This window comes from Bacillus sp. RCC_6_1, from assembly GCF_041360755.1.
In the GTDB taxonomy this organism is placed as follows: Bacteria; Bacillota; Bacilli; order Bacillales; family Bacillaceae_G; genus Bacillus_A; species Bacillus_A cereus.
Map to the genome: position 1 here is coordinate 903,466 of NZ_JBFUPV010000002.1, position 20,095 is coordinate 923,560.

Genomic DNA, 20,095 nt, shown 5'->3' on the forward strand with positions numbered 1-20,095 from the left:
AGGAGAATCTTATTATGAGTTGGTCAAAAGTAAAATACTTCTTTTTTGATACACCGGAAGAAAAAGAAGCAGCTCAATATGGTTATGAAAAGGAGCAAACAGACATGAAAAAGCAGCAAGATCCACCAGAACAACAAGACGTTACGTTTCCGAAAGCGCAACCGAAGCAAAATGTTGTGAGTATTGAAACAGCAAAACAATCTTCAAAAGTTGTTTTATTAGAACCACGCACATATTCGGAAGCACAAGGGATTGCGGACCACTTAAAAGGTAGACGAGCTGTTGTAATTAATTTGCAGAGAATGTCTACTGATCAAGCGGTACGTATCGTTGACTTTTTAAGTGGTACTGTATACGCTATAGGCGGGGACATTCAAAAAATAGGGCCGAAAACATTTATGTGTACACCTGAAAATGTAGATATTGTTGGTGCGATTTCAGAGTTATTCGGTGAAGAAGAAGAAACAAATATAAAGAGGTGGTAATACGCCATGACAACAGTTTTTATAGTGTTAAGTTATGCTATCGAGATTTACTCGTGGGCACTTATTATTTACATTCTCCTATCATGGTTTCCTGGTGCAAAGGAATCATCTTTTGGAGAGTTCCTGGCACGTATTTGTGAACCGTATTTAGAACCATTCCGCCGCTTTATTCCGCCGCTTGGAATGATTGATATTTCTCCAATCGTTGCGATCTTTGCGTTGAAACTTGCTAAAACTGGTTTGTTCAGTTTATTAAGCTATTTCTTATAGTAAGAAGGTAAATACATGAGCATCTACGAACATTTTAGGCCTGATGAGGAGGTCTTTGTGGATAAAGTGCTAGAGTGGAAGCGAGCGGCGGAGTACCATCAAGTGAAGTTAACGGATTTTCTCGATCCTAGGCAACAACAAATTGTTTCTATGGTAATAGGACAAGGTGATGTTGCTGTGCAATTTGGTGGTGCAACGCCTAATGCAGAGCGTAAAAGAGCACTTATTTATCCAGACTATCTAGAATTAAATGAAGAAGAATTTCAAGTAGAAGTATTAGAAATTGACTATCCTTCCAAGTTTTATACGCTAGAACATAGGCAAATATTAGGTACATTTATGTCTCTTGGTTTAACAAGAGAAAAATGTGGTGATATTTTGCTGCAAGAAAATCGTGCCCAAATTGTAGTTGCGAAAGAAATTGTATCGTATATTGAGATGAACTTACAATCAATAGGGAAAGTAAAAGTCTCTTTAGCGTCAGTGCAAGGAGAACAAATTCTACAGATACATGAAACGTGGGGAGAGAAATCTGGAACGGTTTCTTCACTTCGTTTAGATGTTATGTTAGCTGAAATGTTACATTTATCTAGACAGAAAGTACAACCTTTCATAAAAAATGGTTTAGTAAAAGTCAATTGGAAAACAGTGGAGCAAACTTCTTATGAATGTTATCCAGGAGATGTTTTTTCTGTTAGAGGATATGGCCGAAGTAAATTATTTTCTGTAGAAGGTAGAACAAAACGCGACAAATGGAGAATTTTGTATGGTATACTAAAATGATTGGTTTTTTAGAAGGAAATCCTCCTATTTTGTCGAAGAAAAGATATAATTGAAAGAGGAAATTTAGATAACTACTTGGAGGTGGCGTTGTGCCGTTAACACCATTAGATATTCATAACAAAGAATTTGGTCGCGGATTCCGTGGCTATGATGAAGATCAAGTAAATGAGTTTCTTGATCAAATTATCAAAGATTATGAATTGGTCATTCGTGAGAAAAAAGCTTTAGAAGAAAAAGTTGCGCAGTTAGAAGGGAAGTTAGATCATTTCTCTAATATTGAAGATACGTTAAACAAATCTATCGTTGTTGCACAAGAAGCAGCGGAAGAAGTAAAACGTAATGCGCAAAAAGAAGCGAAATTAATTGTGCGTGAAGCTGAAAAGAATGCTGATCGTATTATTAACGAAGCATTAGTAAAATCAAGAAAAGTTGCTTTTGATATTGAAGAGCTAAAGAAACAAGCGAAAGTATTCCGAACTCGTTTCCGTATGTTATTAGAAACACAGCTTGAGATGTTAAACAACGATGATTGGGATAAACTAATTGAATTAGAAGACGAAGTAGATGAACTGTTGAAAAAAGAAGAAACAGTGTAAGCTTGACGTTTTTCTCATTATTACATATAATTTTAAACAACATATTTATTAAGAAAAACGAAGATAGGGATAAGTACCTTTTCAAACCTTATATAGCGAACTGAGGATGGTGTAAGCTCAGGATAAGGAGATAGTGGGAATATCACCCTGGAGTTCCGCGCTGAACAAATAGAGTAAGCGTAGGCGTGTATTCGCGTTAAGAATATAAAGAGGATTATATACATATGTATATAATCTACTAGGGTGGTACCGCGGGAGACTTTCTCGTCCCTTTTGGGGATGAGAAGGTCTCTTTTTTATTCCGTTTTTTAAGTATTTCTTTTATACATGTAAGGAGGAATTGAGCATGGAGTACAAAAATACATTACTGATGCCAAAAACAGAGTTCCCAATGCGTGGGAATTTACCAAAACGTGAGCCTGCAATGCAAGAAAAATGGGCTGAAATGAATATTTACGAAAAAGTACAAGAACATACAAAAGGTCGTCCTTTATTTGTATTGCATGATGGACCTCCATATGCGAATGGTGACATTCATATGGGACATGCATTAAATAAAGTATTAAAAGACTTTATTGTTCGTTATAAATCAATGACTGGTTTTAGTGCGCCATATGTTCCGGGATGGGATACGCACGGTTTACCAATTGAACAAGCTTTAACAAATAAAGGTGTAAAACGTAAAGAAATGACAGTTGCTGAGTTCCGTAAGTTATGTGCAGAGTATGCATATGAACAAGTAGAACGTCAACGTGAACAATTTAAGCGTCTAGGTGTACGTGCAGATTGGGATAATCCATATATTACTTTAGAGCCAGCTTATGAAGCACAACAAATTAAAGTGTTTGGTGACATGGCGAAAAAAGGTTATATCTATAAAGGTCAAAAACCAGTTTACTGGTCTCCAACGAGTGAATCTGCTTTAGCGGAAGCTGAAATTGAATATCAAGATAAAAAATCAGCATCTATTTACGTAGCATTCCCTGTAAAAGATGGAAAGAACGTATTAGAAGGTGATGAAAAGTACATCATTTGGACAACAACACCTTGGACATTACCTGCAAACTTAGGTATTTCTGTTCATCCAGAGCTTGAATATAGCATTGTAAAAGTAAATGATGAGAAATATATCATTGCTTCTGAGCTGTTTGAGACAGTTGCAAAAACGTTAGAGTGGGAAAATGCTGAAGTTGTGAAAACAGTAAAAGGTAGCGAACTTGAGTATACAGTTGCAAAACATCCATTCTACGATCGTGATTCATTAGTTATGCTAGGAGATCACGTAACAACAGATGCAGGTACAGGTTGTGTTCATACAGCACCAGGACACGGGGAAGATGACTTCGTTGTTGGTAAAAAGTATGGATTAGAAGTACTTTGCCCAGTCGATGATAAAGGTGTATTAACAAATGAGGCACCTGGATTTGAAGGCTTATTCTATGATAAAGCTAACAAACCAATTACAGAAAAATTAGAAGAAGTAGGCGCGTTACTGAAACTAACATTCATTACACATTCATACCCACATGATTGGAGAACGAAAAAACCAATTATTTTCCGTGCGACAGCACAGTGGTTTGCATCTATTGAAGCATTCCGTAAAGAATTAATAGAAGCTGTAGCAGAAACAAAATGGGTACCAGCATGGGGAGAAACTCGTCTTCATAATATGGTTCGTGACCGTGGTGACTGGTGTATTTCTCGTCAGCGTGCATGGGGTGTGCCAATTCCGGTATTCTATGCTGAGAATGGTGATCCAATTATTACGGATGAAACAATTAACCATGTAGCAGATTTATTCCGTGAACACGGTTCTAACGTATGGTTCGAGCGTGAAGCGAAAGATCTATTACCAGAAGGATTTACACATCCAGGTAGCCCAAATGGTGAATTCCGTAAAGAAACAGACATCATGGATGTATGGTTCGATTCAGGTTCTTCTCACCAAGCGGTATTAGAAGAGCGCGAAGATTTACAGCGTCCAGCTGATTTATATTTAGAAGGATCTGACCAGTATCGTGGTTGGTTTAACTCTTCATTATCAACAGCAGTTGCTGTAACAGGTAAAGCTCCATATAAAGGCGTACTAAGCCACGGTTTCGTACTAGATGGTGAAGGACGTAAAATGAGTAAGTCGATTGGAAACATCGTCGTACCGAAGAAAATCATGGATCAATTAGGCGGAGACATTTTACGCTTATGGGTATCTTCTGTTGACTATCAATCTGACGTACGTATTTCAGATGATATTTTAAAACAAGTAGCAGAAGTGTATCGTAAAATCCGTAACACATTCCGTTTCTTATTAGGAAACTTAGACGACTTTAAGCCAAGTGAAAATGCAGTAGCTGTAGCTGAACTTCGTGAAGTAGATCGTTACATGTTAGTAAAATTAAATGACTTAATTACAAAAGTTAAAGAAGCATATGAGACATACGATTTCGCTGCTGTGTATCATGCAATTCATAACTTCTGTACAATTGATTTAAGTTCATTCTACTTAGACTTTGCAAAAGACATCTTATACATTGAAGGTGCAAACCACGAAGATCGTCGTGCAATTCAAACTGTATTATATGATGTTCTTGTTGCGTTAACGAAACTTGTAACACCAATCTTACCGCACACAGCTGATGAAGTATGGCCATATATTCCAGGCGTAACAGAAGAAAGTGTACAATTAACTGATATGCCAGAAGCTGTACAATTAGATGACGCGGAAGCGTTAAAAACAAAATGGGATGCATTTATGACATTACGTGATGACGTGTTAAAAGCACTAGAAGTAGCTCGTAATGAAAAAGTAATCGGTAAGTCATTAAATGCAAGCATTACGCTATATCCAACTGCAGAAATGAAAGCTATGTTAGAGTCTATTAGCGAAGACTTAAAGCAATTATTCATCGTTTCTGAGTATAAACTTGGTGGTATGATGGATGAAGCGCCAGCAGATGCACCGAAGTATGAACATACAGCGGTTGTTGTTGTTCAAGCAACTGGTGAAACATGTGAACGTTGTTGGGTAGTTTCAGAAACAATTGGTAAAGATGCTGAACATGAAACATTATGTGAGCGTTGTGCAACAGTTGTTAAAGAAAACTATGTAAAATAATAAAAAACTGACTGCTATTGATGCGGTCAGTTTTTTTGTTGATGGTATATCAAGATCACTTTCAGACTCTTTCCTGTGAAGGAAAAATGTGTGTGAGGTAAGCAAATAAATTTCGGACACACTAACTGTACATTACAGCTAGGAGGAATGTACACGTGAATGAAATTTACATGGAAATAAAAGAAGAATTGCAATTGATGAGAAAAGAGTTGCAAGAGAGACTAGCTAAAGAAGTAATGCACAAATATGATGTCGAGTTCAGCCAAGAGCTTGGATATGAAATTAAGGAAGAGATAAAGAAAAAATTGCTATTACATGATATAAAAGAGGATTTAAAGGATGTAGAACGCGCATTATTTAAAATGGAAATAGACATGTATGGTATTTGTGAAGAGACGGGGAGATTAATTTCGACAAAGCAAATGAAGACAATGCCGACTGCCCGTACGATTCATGAATTCTTCTACGAAAAGGTAAATGTATGAATACGCACAACGATATTATATTACCTTTTTTTAATTTATTTTATTCTTCTATAAAGGTTCATTGTGAAAAGGTAGCAGCTATGCTAAAATTTTGAGGTACACTGTCTTTGTGGGGGAAATGAAAATGATATATTATGTAATAGCGTTATTCGTCATTGCTATCGATCAAATATCGAAGTGGTTAATTGTAAAGAACATGGAATTGGGTACGAGTATTCCGATTATCGACAATGTATTATACATAACATCACATCGAAATAGAGGCGCTGCTTGGGGTATTTTAGAAAATAAAATGTGGTTCTTCTACATTATTACAGTTGTTTTTGTAGTGTTTATTGTATTTTATATGAAAAAGTATGCGAAAACAGACAAGCTTCTAGGTATTTCGTTAAGCCTAATTTTGGGCGGGGCAATTGGTAACTTTATTGATCGTGTATTTAGACAAGAAGTAGTGGATTTCATTCACGTGTATATTTTCTCGTACAACTATCCAGTATTCAATATAGCTGATTCAGCATTATGTATTGGTGTTGTATTAATTATTATTCAAACATTATTAGAAGGCAAGAAAGCGAAGGAGTAATTGAATGAGTGAAGTAGTACAAGTAACAGTTGCAGCAGAGCAAAAAAACGAGCGAATTGATAAATTCGTTGCAGGGATAAATAACGAATGGTCACGTACGCAAGTGCAGCAATGGATTAAAGATGACGTTGTGACAGTAAACGGAAAAGCGGTAAAAGGGAATTATAAAGTAAAAGAAGAAGATGAAATTACAGTAACAATTCCTGAACCAGAAGAGTTAGATATTCAACCAGAGGATTTAAATTTAGAAATTTATTATGAAGATGCAGATGTGCTTGTTGTAAATAAGCCACGTGGTATGGTTGTACATCCAGCACCAGGGCATACAAGTGGTACACTTGTAAACGGCCTTATGCACCATTGTACAGACTTATCAGGCATTAACGGTGTAATGCGTCCAGGTATCGTGCATCGTATTGATAAAGATACATCTGGACTATTAATGGTTGCTAAAAATGATATGGCACATGAATCACTTGTAAATCAGCTTGTAGCAAAAACAGTAACGAGACGTTACAAAGCGATTGTACACGGTGTGATTCCGCATGATAAGGGAACGATTGATGCTCCGATTGCTCGTGATAAGAAAGAGCGTCAAAGTATGACAGTTGATGAAAATGGTAAGAACGCTGTTACGCACTTCCAAGTGTTAGAACGCTTTAAAGACTTTACGCTTGTAGAATGTCGCTTAGAAACGGGACGTACGCACCAAATTCGTGTTCATATGAAATATATTGGCTATCCACTTGCAGGAGATCCGAAGTATGGTCCGAAGAAAACGTTAGATATGAATGGACAAGCACTTCATGCGGGTATTTTAGGCTTTGATCATCCTCGTACTGGTGAATATATTCAGTTTGAGGCACCGATTCCAGAAGTGTTTGAAGACGTATTAAATATTTTACGAAAATAGTATTGACAAATCATAAGAAAACTGAGATACTGACAACAGTTAAATAATGATCCTTTAACACAGCCCCGTGAGGTTGAGAAGGTAACGGTTTGAAATACTTAGGGTATGTTGTACCCTTTTTTCAAAAGTCCTCTCGCACACGCTGAGAGGACTTTTTTTATACCATTACTCTCACGCAAGAAAAAAGCTTGGAGGTGTAGAGCATGCAAGAGAAAGCTGTCGTTTTAGATGACCAAATGATTCGCCGCGCTTTAACACGAATTAGTCATGAAATCGTGGAACGAAATAAAGGTGTCGATAATTGTGTTCTTGTCGGAATTAAAACTCGTGGAATTTTTATTGCACAACGTTTGGCAGAACGAATTGGTCAAATTGAAGGAAAAGAAATGGAAGTTGGAGAGTTAGACATTACGTTATATCGTGATGATTTAACACTACAATCGAAAAATAAAGAACCACTTGTAAAAGGTTCTGATATCCCTGTAGATATTACGAAGAAGAAAGTTATCCTTGTGGATGACGTATTATATACAGGAAGAACAGTTCGAGCAGCAATGGATGCTCTTATGGATTTAGGTAGACCATCTCAAATCCAATTGGCGGTTCTTGTTGATAGAGGTCATCGCGAATTACCAATTCGCGCTGATTATGTAGGGAAGAACATTCCAACATCAAGTGAAGAGCGTATCGAAGTTGATTTGCAAGAGACAGATCAACAAGATCGAGTAAGCATATACGATAAGTAAAGCCCTTTTAAATGTAGTCCTGTGAGGCTGCCAAAGGGTCTTGGCTTTCATATGTCAAATTTGGCATACGAAAGTGTAGGACTCTTTGTGCACAGGCACAAAGAGTTTTTTTATTGCAAAGATTTAAACTGAAGGAGGATGTAACAATGGAACAAAAGCCAGTGTTAGACGTTAATGAAGTACCGAAACCGGGAAAATGGTTATTTTTAAGTATACAACATTTGTTCGCGATGTTTGGATCAACAGTGCTTGTTCCGTTTTTAACAGGATTGAATCCATCAGTAGCATTAATATCAAGTGGATTAGGAACGTTAGCGTTCCTTCTTATAACGAAAGGTCAAGTACCTGCCTATCTAGGATCATCATTCGCCTTTATCGCACCGATTATAACAGCGAAAACGGCAGGTGGACCGGGAGCAGCAATGCTTGGTGGTTTGCTAGCAGGACTTGTGTACATCTTAATCTCACTCGGAATTAAGAAATCAGGATCAGAGTGGATTATGAAATTACTACCACCAATCGTAGTTGGTCCAGTAGTAATGGTAATCGGTCTAGCTTTAGCACATACAGCAGTTAACATGGCGATGAACGGTGCGGATGGCAAATATAGCTTTACACACTTTTCAGTAGCATTAGTAACATTAGCAATTACCATTATATGCTCGATATTTGGAAGAGGATTTTTCAGTATAATACCAGTGTTACTTGGCATTATCGGCGGATATATCTTCGCTTACTTCCAAGGGCTAGTAGACTTAAAGCCGGTAGCTGAGGCAAAATGGTTTGTTGTACCAGATTTCACAGTACCATTTGTAACATATACACCAGAGTTTTCATGGAAGATTGTACTCTTGATGGTACCAGTTGCACTAGTAACAATATCAGAACATATCGGACATCAAATTGTTCTTGGAAATGTTATTAAAAGAGATTTAATTGAAAAACCAGGTTTACACCGTTCAATCTTCGGTGACGGAGTAGCAACATTAATTGCGTCACTAATCGGTGGGCCACCGAATACAACGTATGGTGAAAACATCGGTGTGCTAGCAATTACGAGAGCATACAGTGTATACTTATTCATCGGTTCAGCAGTATTCGCAATCATGTTCGGGTTTATCGGTAAGATTTCTGCACTGATTCATTCGATCCCAACACCAGTTATGGGTGGTGTATCAATCTTACTATTCGGTGTAATCGCATCAAGCGGATTACGCATGATGGTAGATGATAAAACAGATTTAAGTGACAAACGAAACTTAATGATTGCATCAGTAATATTAGTAATCGGTATTGGTGGAGCGGTACTTCACGTAGGAGAATCATTCCAAGTAGAAGGAATGGCACTAGCAGCAATTGTAGGTGTACTGTTAAATCTACTACTACCGGAAACGAAACAAATAAAACAATCTAAGCAGATTGCTTCATAATAATAACCTTTTAATTCAGTCCTGTGAGACCGGAAAGGGTGGCTTCTTTCTTGCACCCTAGTCTCACATGACTAGGGTATTTTTATGCAAAGGTTGTTATAAAAATTCAAAAGTGGTAACATAAAAATCAGAAAGATGAGGGATGACGATGAGCCATTTGTTAACGATGAGTGAATTATCGGAAGTAGAAATTTCAGAAATCCTAAAAGATGCAGAAGATTTTGTGAATGGAAAAGAGAGCAAAACGACAGAGCAAACTTTTGTTGCGAACTTGTTCTTTGAGAATAGTACGAGAACGAGATTTAGCTTTGAAGTTGCTGAGAAGAGATTAGGACTTGATGTTTTAAACTTTTCAGCTGATGCATCTAGCGTACAAAAAGGAGAAACTTTATACGATACGATAAGAACACTAGAATCAATCGGAACAAAAGCAGTGGTCATCCGCCACGAGCAAGATCGCTACTTCGATGAACTAAAAGATCAGGTGAATATTCCAATCTTAAACGCTGGAGATGGATGCGGAAACCACCCAACGCAGTGCCTACTCGATCTTCTTACAATTAAACAAGAGTTTGGAAGATTTGAAGGTTTGAAGATTGCAATAGTAGGAGATGTTCGTCATAGCCGAGTAGCACGTTCTAATGCAGAAGCATTAACGAAGCTTGGTGCAACAATTTACTTTGCAAGTCCAGAAGAGTGGAAAGATGAAGACAACACATTTGGAACATACAAACCATTAGATGAACTTGTTCCAGAAGTTGATGTAATGATGTTACTCCGTGTACAACATGAGCGTCATGATCATTATGAAACAGACATTATGAAAGAATATCATGAGAAACACGGATTAACAGTAGAAAGAGAAAAGCGTATGAAAGAAGGAAGCATTATTATGCATCCAGCTCCTGTAAACCGTGATGTTGAAATTGCAAGTGAACTTGTTGAGTGTGAGCGTTCACGCATATTTAAACAAATGGAAAATGGAGTTTACGTAAGAATGGCTGTACTAAAACGCGCCTTACCAAATGTATTAGGAGGAATGAAACATGAATTATTTGTTTAAAAATGGTCGTTATATGAATGAAGAAGGAAAAATCGTAGCAACGGATCTTCTCGTACAAGACGGTAAAATCGCTAAGGTAGCAGAAAATATTACGGCAGATAATGCTGAAGTAATCGATGTGAACGGAAAGTTAATCGCACCTGGATTAGTAGATGTACACGTACATCTTCGTGAACCAGGTGGTGAACATAAAGAAACAATTGAAACAGGTACACTAGCAGCGGCAAAAGGTGGATTCACTACAATTTGCGCAATGCCAAATACACGCCCGGTACCAGATTGCAGAGAACATATGGAAGACTTGCAAAAACGTATTGAAGAAAAAGCTCATGTTAACGTACTACCATACGGAGCAATTACAGTACGTCAAGCTGGTTCTGAAATGACAGATTTCGAAACATTAAAAGAACTTGGAGCATTTGCTTTCACAGATGACGGCGTAGGCGTACAAGATGCGAGCATGATGTTAGCGGCTATGAAACGTGCAGCAAAATTAGATATGGCAGTAGTTGCGCACTGTGAAGAGAATACGCTTATTAATAAAGGTTGTGTACATGAAGGGAAGTTTTCTGAGAAACACGGATTAAACGGTATCCCATCAGTATGTGAATCTGTACATATTGCAAGGGATATACTGCTTGCTGAAGCAGCAGATTGCCACTATCACGTATGTCATGTAAGTACGAAAGGTTCGGTACGTGTAATCCGTGATGCGAAACGCGCTGGAATTAAAGTAACAGCAGAAGTAACACCGCATCACCTAGTGTTATGTGAAGATGATATCCCATCAGCTGATCCTAACTTTAAAATGAACCCACCGCTTCGTGGAAAAGAAGACCATGCAGCATTAATTGAAGGTTTATTAGATGGAACGATCGATATGATTGCAACTGACCATGCACCGCATACAGCGGAAGAGAAAGCACAAGGAATTGAAAGAGCACCGTTTGGAATTACTGGTTTTGAAACAGCATTCCCGCTTCTATACACAAACCTTGTGAAAAAGGGAGTTATTACGCTAGAACAGTTAATTCAATTCTTAACAGAAAAGCCAGCTGATACATTCGGCTTAGAAGCAGGTCGCCTAAAAGAAGGTAGAGCAGCTGATATTACAATCATTGATTTAGAACAAGAAGAAGAGATTGACCCAACAACATTCTTATCAAAAGGAAAAAATACACCATTCGCAGGTTGGAAATGCCAAGGATGGCCGGTAATGACAATCGTTGGTGGTAAGATCGCATGGCAAAAGGAGAGTGCATTAGTATGAAAAGACAACTTATCTTAGAAGATGGAACAGTATTAATTGGAACAGGTTTCGGAGGCGAAATCGAAAAGTCAGGTGAGGTTGTATTTACAACAGGAATGACTGGATATCAAGAAACATTATCTGATCCATCATATTGCGGTCAAATCGTAACATTCACGTACCCATTAATCGGAAACTACGGCATTAACCGTGACGATTTTGAATCCATTCACCCATCTGTAAATGGTTTAATCGTAAACGAAATTTGTGATCATCCATCAAACTTCCGTAATGAAATTTCGTTAAATGATTACTTGAAAGAAAGAAATATCCCAGGATTAGCAGGGATTGATACGAGAAAATTAACGAGAAAAATTCGTCAATACGGTACATTACGTGGACGCCTTTGTAATATGGATGCAGATGTAGAGTACATTGTAAGTCAATTAAAAGCGACAGTATTTACAGATCATGTAAAACGCGTATCAACGAAAGATCCATACCCAAGCCCAGGTCGTGGTCACCGAGTTGTACTAGTAGACTTCGGTATGAAACATGGTATTTTACGAGAATTAAATAAGCGTGACTGTGATGTAATTGTAGTTCCTTACAACACAACAGCAGAAGAAATTTTACGCCTTAGCCCAGATGGAATTATGTTAAGTAATGGACCTGGAGATCCGAAAGATGTATCAGAAGCAATTGAAATGTTAAAAGACATTATCGGTAAAGTTCCTTTATTCGGAATTTGCCTAGGACATCAATTGTTCGCTCTAGCATCAGGTGCAAATACAAGTAAGTTGAAATTTGGTCACCGTGGTTTAAACCATCCAGTAAAAAATCTTGCAACTGGAAAAGTAGCAATTACATCTCAAAACCACGGATACGCAGTAGAAGAAGAATCAGTTGAAAATACAGATCTTGAAATTACACATGTTGCTTTAAACGATGGAACGGTAGAAGGTCTTCGTCATAAGAAGTTCCCAGCATTTACAGTACAATACCATCCAGAAGCTTCAGCGGGACCAGAAGATGCAAATGATTTATTCGAAGATTTCTTAACAATGATTGAAAACTTCAAGAAAGAAGGGGAAGAGTTATGCCAAAACGCCTAGACATTAACACAATTTTAGTAATCGGATCAGGACCAATTGTAATTGGGCAAGCAGCGGAGTTTGACTACTCTGGTACACAAGCTTGTCAATCTCTTAAAGAGGAAGGTTACAAAGTAATCCTTGTTAACTCTAACCCAGCAACAATTATGACGGATACTGCAACAGCAGATAAAGTATACATCGAGCCATTAACATTAGAATTCGTAAGCCGTATTATTCGTAAAGAACGTCCTGATGCAATCCTACCAACATTAGGTGGTCAAACAGGTTTAAACATGGCTGTTGAACTTGCAAAATCAGGCGTACTTGACGAGTGCGGAGTTGAAATTTTAGGAACAAAATTATCAGCAATCGAGCAAGCGGAAGATCGTGATTTATTCCGTACATTAATGCAAGATTTAAATGAACCAACACCACCAAGTGAAATTATTCATAACCTTGATGAAGCATATGGATTTGTAAATGAAATTGGTTATCCAGTAATCGTTCGACCAGCGTTCACATTAGGAGGAACGGGCGGCGGAATTTGCCATAACGAAGAAGAGCTAATTGAAATCGTAACAAGTGGTTTAAAACATAGTCCAGTAACACAATGTTTATTAGAGAAAAGTATTGCTGGCTGTAAGGAAATTGAATATGAAGTAATGCGTGATTCAAATGATAACGCGATTGTAGTATGTAACATGGAAAACATCGATCCAGTTGGTGTTCACACAGGTGATTCGATTGTAGTAGCACCGAGCCAAACGCTAAGCGACCGTGAATATCAAATGTTACGTAACACTTCATTACGAATTATTCGTGCACTAGGAATTGAAGGTGGATGTAACGTTCAGCTTGCGCTTGATCCATATAGCTTCCAATACTATGTAATCGAAGTAAATCCACGTGTAAGTCGTTCATCTGCACTAGCATCTAAAGCAACTGGATATCCAATTGCGAAATTAGCAGCAAAAATTGCAGTCGGCTTAACGTTAGATGAAATTGTAAACCCAGTAACACAAAAAACTTACGCTTGCTTCGAGCCAGCGTTAGACTATGTTGTTTCAAAAATTCCACGTTGGCCGTTTGATAAGTTTGAATCAGCGAACAGAACGCTTGGAACACAAATGAAAGCAACTGGTGAAGTTATGTCAATCGGACGTAACTTAGAAGAATCATTACTAAAAGCAGTTCGTTCTTTAGAGCTTGGCATTTATCACTTAGAATTAGACCACTTAAAAGAACTTGATAAAGAAACGATGAAAAAACGTATCATTAAAGCGGATGATGAACGACTGTTTATTGTAGCAGAAGCAATTCGCCAAGGTGTAACGAAAGAAGAAATCAATGAATGGTGTGAAATGGACTTCTTCTTCTTACAAAAAGTTGAAAACATCGTAAATATGGAACGTGAAGTAAAAGCGAATGTAGGAAATATAGAAGTACTACAAACTGCAAAAGAAATGGGCTTCAGCGATCACTACATTGCAGCAGCTTGGAACAAAACGGAGCGCGAAATTTACGATATGCGTAAAGAAAATAATATGATGCCAGTATTCAAAATGGTAGATACTTGTGCGGCAGAGTTTGAATCTGCAACGCCATATTACTACAGCACATATGCGGACGAAAATGAATCGATTGTAACAGATCGTAAGAGTGTAGTAGTTCTAGGATCTGGTCCGATCCGAATTGGTCAAGGTGTTGAGTTTGATTACGCAACAGTTCACTCAGTATGGGCAATTAAAGAAGCTGGATATGAAGCAATTATCATTAACAACAACCCAGAAACAGTTTCAACAGACTTCAGTATTTCTGACAAATTATACTTTGAACCATTAACGATTGAAGATGTAATGCACATTATCGATTTAGAAAAACCAGAAGGTGTTATCGTTCAGTTCGGTGGACAAACGGCAATTAACTTAGCAGCGAAACTAGAAGAACACGGTGTGAAAATTTTAGGAACATCACTTGAAGACTTAGACCGTGCAGAAGATCGTGATAAATTCGAAGCTGCTTTAACAAAACTTGGCATCCCGCAACCAGTTGGTAAAACAGCAACGACTGTAGAACAAGCGGTAGCAATCGCAGAAGAAATTGGTTACCCAGTATTAGTAAGACCATCTTACGTACTAGGTGGACGTGCAATGGAAATCGTATATCGTCAAGAAGAACTGCTGCACTACATGAAAAATGCAGTTAAAGTTCATGCAGATCACCCAGTATTAATCGACCGTTACATGGTTGGTAAAGAAATTGAAGTAGATGCAATTTCGGATGGTGAGAATGTATTCATTCCAGGTATTATGGAACATATTGAACGCGCTGGAGTTCACTCTGGTGACTCAATTGGAGTATATCCACCACAAAGTTTATCTGAAAAACTAAAAGAACAAATCATTGAACATACAATTGCACTTGGAAAAGGATTAAACATTGTTGGATTACTAAATATCCAGTTTGTAGTATTCAAAGATCAAGTGTACGTAATTGAAGTAAATCCACGTGCAAGCCGTACAGTACCGTTCTTAAGTAAAATTACAGGCGTACCGATGGCGAATGTTGCAACGAAAGTTATTTTAGGGCAAGACCTAGTAGAGCAAGGATACGGAACTGGCTATCACCCAGAAGAGAAAGAAGTATATGTAAAAGCTCCGGTATTCTCATTCGCGAAACTACGCTCAGTTGATACAACATTAGGACCTGAAATGAAATCAACAGGGGAAGTAATGGGTAAAGACTTAACGCTTGAAAAAGCATTATATAAAGGATTAGTTGCTTCTGGAATTAACATCCCAACGCACGGCTCAGTAATCATTACTGTAGCTGATAAAGATAAAGAAGAAGCGATGGAAATTGCAAAACGTTTCCACGAAATCGGCTATAACTTATTAGCAACAGCTGGAACAGCACAATCATTAGAAGAGCAAAATATCCCAGTACAAGTTGTAAACAAAATTGATTCTGAAGACTACAACTTACTAGATATTATCCGTCAAGGAAAAGCACAGTTTGTAATTAACACATTAACAAAAGGTAAACAACCAGCGCGTGATGGTTTCCGCATTCGCCGTGAATCAGTAGAAAATGGTGTGGCTTGCTTAACATCACTTGATACAACGAGAGCAATCTTACGAGTATTAGAATCTATGACATTCTCAGCTCATTCAATGAAAGAAATTACGCAAACAAAGCGTCACGAGGTGGTACATGCATGATGCAAAAGCAAAATATGATCGTCGTTAATCAAAAAGAAATCGCAAAAAATATTTACGAATTAGTGCTTCAAGGAACGTTAGTACAGCAAATGAACGAACCAGGGCAGTTTGTACACATTAAGGTAGCAGAGGGCATTGCGCCCCTTCTGCGCCGCCCAATTAGTATTTGTAATGTAGATCAAGAGAAGAACGAATTTACAATGCTATATCGTGCCGAAGGACAAGGGACAAAAACATTAGCAACTAGAAAACAAGGTGAAATGGTAGATGTACTAGGACCATTAGGACACGGTTTTCCTGTAGAAGAAGCAGAAGCTGGTCAAACAGCTTTACTAGTAGGCGGGGGAATTGGTGTACCACCACTTTATGAATTATCACAGCGCCTCGTTGCAAAAGGTGTACGTGTTATTCACATCTTAGGCTTTCAAACGAAAGATGTAGTTTTCTATGAAGAAAAATTTGCAGAACTTGGTGATACGTACGTTGCAACAGTAGACGGTACACACGGTACAAAAGGATTTGTCACAGATGTAATTGATAATTACGGAATTGACTTTGATATTCTTTATTCATGTGGTCCGTTAGCGATGCTTCGTGCATTAGAAGGACGTTACAAAGAGAAAAAAGCCTATATTTCATTAGAAGAACGTATGGGCTGTGGTATTGGAGCTTGTTTCGCATGTGTATGCCACTTACAAGAAGATCCAAGTGGACATTCTTACAAGAAGGTGTGTAGCGACGGACCAGTATTTCCAATCGGGGAGGTTGTACTATGAACAGATTGCAAGTTGAATTACCAGGATTATCATTAAAAAATCCAATTATACCGGCATCTGGATGCTTTGGGTTTGGTCGTGAATATGCACAGTTTTACGATTTAAGTGTATTAGGATCAATCATGATTAAAGCGACGACAGAACAACCACGTTATGGAAATCCGACGCCTCGTGTTGCTGAAACACCAGGCGGCATGCTAAATGCAATCGGACTTCAAAACCCGGGATTAGACAAAGTAATGAATTCGGAATTACCATGGTTAGAACAATTTGACCTTCCAATTATTGCAAACGTTGCAGGCTCACAAGCTGAGGATTACGTAGCGGTTGCGAAGGAAATTTCTAAAGCGCCTAATGTCCATGCACTAGAATTAAATATTTCTTGTCCGAACGTAAAAACAGGTGGTATCGCCTTTGGTACAAATCCTGAAATTGCTGCTGATTTAACGAAGCGAGTAAAAGAGGTTTCTGAAGTACCTGTATACGTGAAGTTGTCACCGAACGTGGCAAACATTGTGGAAATTGCAAAAGCGATTGAAAATGCAGGTGCAGATGGTTTAACGATGATTAATACATTGCTTGGTATGCGTCTAGATTTAAAAACAGCTAAACCAATTTTAGCAAACCGTACAGGTGGATTATCAGGTCCTGCGATTAAGCCAGTAGCAATTCGTATGGTACATGAAGTAAGCCAAGCGGTAAACATTCCGATTATCGGAATGGGTGGTATTGAGACAGCGGAAGATGTAATTGAATTCTTCTATGCTGGCGCAAGCGCAGTTGCAGTAGGTACAGCGAACTTTATTGATCCGTTCGTATGTCCGACAATTATTGAAGAGTTACCAGCATTACTAGATGAATTAGGATTTGATCACATTTCGGAATGTCAAGGAAGGAGCTGGAAGCAAACATGTCACAGTCGTTAATCGTTGCATTAGATTTTCCAGGGAAACAAGATGTAGAACAATTCTTGCGCCACTTTGAAGGGGAAGAGTTATTTGTCAAAGTTGGTATGGAGTTATTTTACAAAGAAGGCCCTGCGATTATTACGTACTTAAAAGAAAAAGGACATAAGATTTTTCTAGATTTAAAACTTCATGATATTCCGAATACAGTAAAAAGCGCTATGCGTAGCCTAGCTAGTCTAGATGTTGATATGGTAAATGTTCATGCTGCAGGGGGAAGCAGTATGATGAAAGCTGCGATTGAGGGATTAGAGGAAGGTAAGCAAGAAGGAAAAGAGAGACCGATTTGTATTGCAGTTACACAACTAACAAGCACTTCGGAAGCTATGATGAAAAAAGAGATCGGCATTGAGAAAACGTTAGAAGAAGCGGTTGCTCATTATGCAAAACTAACGAAAGAAAGTGGACTTGATGGCGTTGTTTGTTCAACACTTGAAGTTCCAAAATTACGTGAAGTATGCGGAAATGAATTTGTAACAGTAACACCGGGGATTCGTCTTGCAAGCGATGATGTAAATGACCAGGTGCGCGTAGCAACACCGAAACGTGCGAGGGAACTTGGCTCAAGCTACATCGTAGTTGGACGTAGTATTACAAAAGCAGAAAATCCGCTTGAAGCGTATAAAACAGTAAAACAACAGTGGGAAGGTGTAACAGTATGAAAAAAGAAATCGCATCGCATTTATTAGAAATTGGAGCAGTATTTTTACAACCGAACGATCCATTCACATGGTCTTCAGGTATGAAATCACCAATTTATTGTGATAACCGTTTAACTTTATCTTATCCAAAAGTACGTCAAGCGATTGCAGCTGGATTAGAAGAGTTGATTAAAGAGCACTTCCCAACTGTAGAAGTTATTGCAGGAACAGCAACTGCTGGTATTGCGCACGCTGCATGGGTAAGCGATCGTATGGATTTACCAATGTGCTACGTACGTAGTAAAGCAAAAGGTCACGGTAAAGGGAACCAAATCGAAGGAAAAGCTGAAAAAGGTCAAAAAGTAGTAGTAGTAGAGGACCTAATTTCAACTGGCGGTAGTGCAATTACATGTGTAGAAGCACTTCGCGAAGCTGGCTGTGAAGTATTAGGGATCGTATCAATCTTCACATACGAGCTAGAAGCAGGAAAAGAAAAGTTAGAAGCAGCGAACGTAGCATCATATTCTTTAAGTGATTACAGTGCATTAACTGAAGTTGCAGCAGAAAAAGGTATGATTGGACAAGCTGAAACGAAGAAATTACAAGAGTGGCGTAAAAATCCAGCTAACGAAGCTTGGATCACAGCGTAACACGAAAAAAGACGACCGCGGGGGAACGCGGTCGTCTTTTTTATATCATTGTTATAATTTCATGTAACGAACAGATAGTAGGAATATCGTACTTGATTTGTGAGTTATCCCGATTCAACCATATCCCTTGCATCCCAGCTGCTGTACTACTAATCGCATCAGTCTCTAATCGATCGCCAATATAATAGCAATCTTTCATTTCAAGATTCGATTGTAATACACTTCTGTGAAAAATTTCAGGATCTGGTTTCGATATCCCAAGTTCACTAGAAGTAAATATATATTTGAAATATTGTAGAATGTTTAGAGTAGTTAACTTTTCGACTTGTTGCTCATATTCACCATTACTAATGATACCTAATGAGTACCCTTTTTCCTGCAAGGTCTGTAATGTATAGTTTACATCTTCAAATGCGGTCCAGTTGTTCTTATATAGTTCTATATATTGATTGAATTTATGCTGAGATTCCTCGGGGGATAAGTTTACTCCATATGCTTTAAATAAATGATACATTCGCATCCTTTGTTGTTCCTGAAAAGATAATTCTTTGGACAAAAATTTGTTGAAATATTCTTCTGATAATTCATGCCAGACTTTCGTTGCCTCTAATTCATTGCCTGAAAAAATAGTATTATATATTTGAAAAAAATCTATAATACCATTTCTTTCTGCAGCCTCATAATCAAGTAAAGTTCCATCAATATCAAAGAAAATCATATTACAATCTCCTTAACTACTTAGCGCTTTCTGCAAGCTCATATCCTCTTACAAACAATAAAGTCATATAAGAAACAATAAATGAGAAGATGCTGTACATGCCAACCCAAAAGAAAAATTTTGGAGTAAAGGCGATAACACCTATTATTAAAAAACTAGCAAACGTTACAATCGGCATTACGTAATACGTTTTCGTCTTGCGCGTTCCAATAACAGAAACGATAAAGATAAGTAATGGACAAATTAATAAGACGAAAATCAATTCATTCATAGGTATGTCCCCTTTTCTAATTGCAGTAATCTGTTTCTCGT

General features: G+C 37.9%; 20 protein-coding genes and 1 other annotated feature. Of the genes, 18 read left to right on the forward strand and 2 right to left on the reverse strand.

Annotated features, from left to right (window positions below):
• Positions 1–14: 14 nt before the first annotated feature.
• The 18 genes from AB6801_RS10925 (at position 15) to pyrE (ending at position 19,065) form a co-directional block, all read left to right on the forward strand.
• Positions 15–485, forward strand: coding sequence for a cell division protein SepF (locus AB6801_RS10925; RefSeq protein ID WP_000119129.1), 471 nt, complete (start codon positions 15–17; stop codon positions 483–485).
• A 6-nt stretch (positions 486–491) separates the two neighbouring features.
• On the forward strand, positions 492–755 hold the full coding sequence (locus AB6801_RS10930; RefSeq protein ID WP_000214233.1) for a YggT family protein: 264 nt from the start codon (positions 492–494) through the stop codon (positions 753–755).
• 15 nt (positions 756–770) lie between these two features.
• A complete protein-coding gene (locus AB6801_RS10935) occupies positions 771–1,538 on the forward strand; it encodes a YlmH family RNA-binding protein (protein ID WP_002098127.1) in 768 nt (255 codons plus the stop codon).
• Positions 1,539–1,627: 89 nt separating this feature from the next.
• Positions 1,628–2,134, forward strand: a complete 507-nt coding sequence (gene divIVA, locus AB6801_RS10940; RefSeq protein ID WP_001131611.1) for a septum site-determining protein DivIVA — start codon at positions 1,628–1,630, stop codon at positions 2,132–2,134.
• Positions 2,135–2,185: 51 nt separating this feature from the next.
• Positions 2,186–2,409: a binding site (T-box leader), on the forward strand.
• Between the two features lie 71 nt (positions 2,410–2,480).
• Positions 2,481–5,246 (forward strand): isoleucine--tRNA ligase, encoded by a 2,766-nt coding sequence (ileS2, locus tag AB6801_RS10945; protein WP_000455952.1) that lies wholly within the window; start codon positions 2,481–2,483, stop codon positions 5,244–5,246.
• A gap of 155 nt (positions 5,247–5,401) precedes the next feature.
• On the forward strand, positions 5,402–5,731 hold the full coding sequence (locus tag AB6801_RS10950) for a TraR/DksA C4-type zinc finger protein (protein ID WP_001002956.1): 330 nt from the start codon (positions 5,402–5,404) through the stop codon (positions 5,729–5,731).
• Between the two features lie 124 nt (positions 5,732–5,855).
• Positions 5,856–6,314: a lipoprotein signal peptidase LspA gene (lspA, locus tag AB6801_RS10955; RefSeq protein ID WP_000642184.1), complete on the forward strand. Its 459-nt coding sequence runs from the start codon at positions 5,856–5,858 to the stop codon at positions 6,312–6,314.
• 4 nt (positions 6,315–6,318) lie between these two features.
• Positions 6,319–7,227, forward strand: a complete 909-nt coding sequence (locus AB6801_RS10960; protein ID WP_000005830.1) for an RluA family pseudouridine synthase — start codon at positions 6,319–6,321, stop codon at positions 7,225–7,227.
• Between the two features lie 203 nt (positions 7,228–7,430).
• Positions 7,431–7,973 carry a bifunctional pyrimidine operon transcriptional regulator/uracil phosphoribosyltransferase gene (gene pyrR, locus AB6801_RS10965; RefSeq protein WP_001156491.1) on the forward strand — a complete coding sequence of 181 codons (543 nt, stop codon included), beginning with the start codon at positions 7,431–7,433 and terminating at the stop codon, positions 7,971–7,973.
• A 146-nt stretch (positions 7,974–8,119) separates the two neighbouring features.
• On the forward strand, positions 8,120–9,403 hold the full coding sequence (uraA, locus tag AB6801_RS10970; protein ID WP_000435928.1) for a uracil permease: 1,284 nt from the start codon (positions 8,120–8,122) through the stop codon (positions 9,401–9,403).
• 148 nt (positions 9,404–9,551) lie between these two features.
• Positions 9,552–10,466, forward strand: coding sequence for an aspartate carbamoyltransferase (gene pyrB / locus AB6801_RS10975; protein ID WP_000018867.1), 915 nt, complete (start codon positions 9,552–9,554; stop codon positions 10,464–10,466).
• Positions 10,450–11,736, forward strand: coding sequence for a dihydroorotase (gene pyrC, locus AB6801_RS10980; RefSeq protein WP_001108367.1), 1,287 nt, complete (start codon positions 10,450–10,452; stop codon positions 11,734–11,736). The genes pyrB and pyrC overlap by 17 nt, the downstream gene beginning before the upstream one ends.
• Entirely contained in the window at positions 11,733–12,830 is a 1,098-nt protein-coding gene (locus AB6801_RS10985; RefSeq protein ID WP_000828684.1) for a carbamoyl phosphate synthase small subunit, read from the forward strand. The genes pyrC and AB6801_RS10985 overlap by 4 nt, the downstream gene beginning before the upstream one ends.
• Positions 12,815–16,033, forward strand: a complete 3,219-nt coding sequence (gene carB, locus AB6801_RS10990; protein WP_001126097.1) for a carbamoyl-phosphate synthase large subunit — start codon at positions 12,815–12,817, stop codon at positions 16,031–16,033. The genes AB6801_RS10985 and carB overlap by 16 nt, the downstream gene beginning before the upstream one ends.
• Complete coding sequence (gene pyrK, locus AB6801_RS10995; protein WP_000983359.1) at positions 16,030–16,809, forward strand: dihydroorotate oxidase B electron transfer subunit; 780 nt, start codon at positions 16,030–16,032, stop codon at positions 16,807–16,809. The genes carB and pyrK overlap by 4 nt, the downstream gene beginning before the upstream one ends.
• The gene (pyrD, locus tag AB6801_RS11000; RefSeq protein ID WP_001081049.1) at positions 16,806–17,735 is read left to right on the forward strand and encodes a dihydroorotate oxidase B catalytic subunit; all 930 of its coding nucleotides are present in this window, start codon (positions 16,806–16,808) and stop codon (positions 17,733–17,735) included. The genes pyrK and pyrD overlap by 4 nt, the downstream gene beginning before the upstream one ends.
• Positions 17,720–18,436 carry an orotidine-5'-phosphate decarboxylase gene (gene pyrF, locus AB6801_RS11005; RefSeq protein WP_000083496.1) on the forward strand — a complete coding sequence of 239 codons (717 nt, stop codon included), beginning with the start codon at positions 17,720–17,722 and terminating at the stop codon, positions 18,434–18,436. Before pyrD ends, pyrF begins: the two co-directional genes overlap by 16 nt.
• The gene (pyrE, locus tag AB6801_RS11010; RefSeq protein WP_000711449.1) at positions 18,433–19,065 is read left to right on the forward strand and encodes an orotate phosphoribosyltransferase; all 633 of its coding nucleotides are present in this window, start codon (positions 18,433–18,435) and stop codon (positions 19,063–19,065) included. Before pyrF ends, pyrE begins: the two co-directional genes overlap by 4 nt.
• A gap of 40 nt (positions 19,066–19,105) precedes the next feature.
• Here pyrE and AB6801_RS11015 read toward each other — a convergent pair whose 3' ends face one another.
• Together AB6801_RS11015 and AB6801_RS11020 are read right to left on the reverse strand one after the other, a co-directional pair.
• Positions 19,106–19,783 carry an HAD family hydrolase gene (locus AB6801_RS11015; protein WP_000575795.1) on the reverse strand — a complete coding sequence of 226 codons (678 nt, stop codon included), beginning with the start codon at positions 19,781–19,783 and terminating at the stop codon, positions 19,106–19,108.
• A 16-nt stretch (positions 19,784–19,799) separates the two neighbouring features.
• The gene (locus AB6801_RS11020) at positions 19,800–20,054 is read right to left on the reverse strand and encodes a YbeF family protein (RefSeq protein WP_001003933.1); all 255 of its coding nucleotides are present in this window, start codon (positions 20,052–20,054) and stop codon (positions 19,800–19,802) included.
• Positions 20,055–20,095 lie beyond the last annotated feature (41 nt).

What these genes read in the sequence shown, in the direction of transcription:
- lspA (WP_000642184.1), top strand. Translation starts at nt 5,856, where the DNA reads ATGATATATTATGTAATAGCGTTATTCGTCATTGCTATCGATCAAATA.
- pyrD (WP_001081049.1), top strand. Translation starts at nt 16,806, where the DNA reads ATGAACAGATTGCAAGTTGAATTACCAGGATTATCATTAAAAAATCCA.
- pyrK (WP_000983359.1), top strand. Translation starts at nt 16,030, where the DNA reads ATGATGCAAAAGCAAAATATGATCGTCGTTAATCAAAAAGAAATCGCA.
- AB6801_RS10985 (WP_000828684.1), top strand. Translation starts at nt 11,733, where the DNA reads ATGAAAAGACAACTTATCTTAGAAGATGGAACAGTATTAATTGGAACA.
- AB6801_RS10925 (WP_000119129.1), top strand. Translation starts at nt 15, where the DNA reads ATGAGTTGGTCAAAAGTAAAATACTTCTTTTTTGATACACCGGAAGAA.
- AB6801_RS10935 (WP_002098127.1), top strand. Translation starts at nt 771, where the DNA reads ATGAGCATCTACGAACATTTTAGGCCTGATGAGGAGGTCTTTGTGGAT.
- AB6801_RS10960 (WP_000005830.1), top strand. Translation starts at nt 6,319, where the DNA reads ATGAGTGAAGTAGTACAAGTAACAGTTGCAGCAGAGCAAAAAAACGAG.
- pyrF (WP_000083496.1), top strand. Translation starts at nt 17,720, where the DNA reads ATGTCACAGTCGTTAATCGTTGCATTAGATTTTCCAGGGAAACAAGAT.
- pyrB (WP_000018867.1), top strand. Translation starts at nt 9,552, where the DNA reads ATGAGCCATTTGTTAACGATGAGTGAATTATCGGAAGTAGAAATTTCA.
- AB6801_RS11020 (WP_001003933.1), bottom strand. Translation starts at nt 20,054, where the DNA reads ATGAATGAATTGATTTTCGTCTTATTAATTTGTCCATTACTTATCTTT.
- carB (WP_001126097.1), top strand. Translation starts at nt 12,815, where the DNA reads ATGCCAAAACGCCTAGACATTAACACAATTTTAGTAATCGGATCAGGA.
- pyrR (WP_001156491.1), top strand. Translation starts at nt 7,431, where the DNA reads ATGCAAGAGAAAGCTGTCGTTTTAGATGACCAAATGATTCGCCGCGCT.
- uraA (WP_000435928.1), top strand. Translation starts at nt 8,120, where the DNA reads ATGGAACAAAAGCCAGTGTTAGACGTTAATGAAGTACCGAAACCGGGA.
- AB6801_RS10930 (WP_000214233.1), top strand. Translation starts at nt 492, where the DNA reads ATGACAACAGTTTTTATAGTGTTAAGTTATGCTATCGAGATTTACTCG.
- pyrE (WP_000711449.1), top strand. Translation starts at nt 18,433, where the DNA reads ATGAAAAAAGAAATCGCATCGCATTTATTAGAAATTGGAGCAGTATTT.
- AB6801_RS11015 (WP_000575795.1), bottom strand. Translation starts at nt 19,783, where the DNA reads ATGATTTTCTTTGATATTGATGGAACTTTACTTGATTATGAGGCTGCA.
- pyrC (WP_001108367.1), top strand. Translation starts at nt 10,450, where the DNA reads ATGAATTATTTGTTTAAAAATGGTCGTTATATGAATGAAGAAGGAAAA.
- ileS2 (WP_000455952.1), top strand. Translation starts at nt 2,481, where the DNA reads ATGGAGTACAAAAATACATTACTGATGCCAAAAACAGAGTTCCCAATG.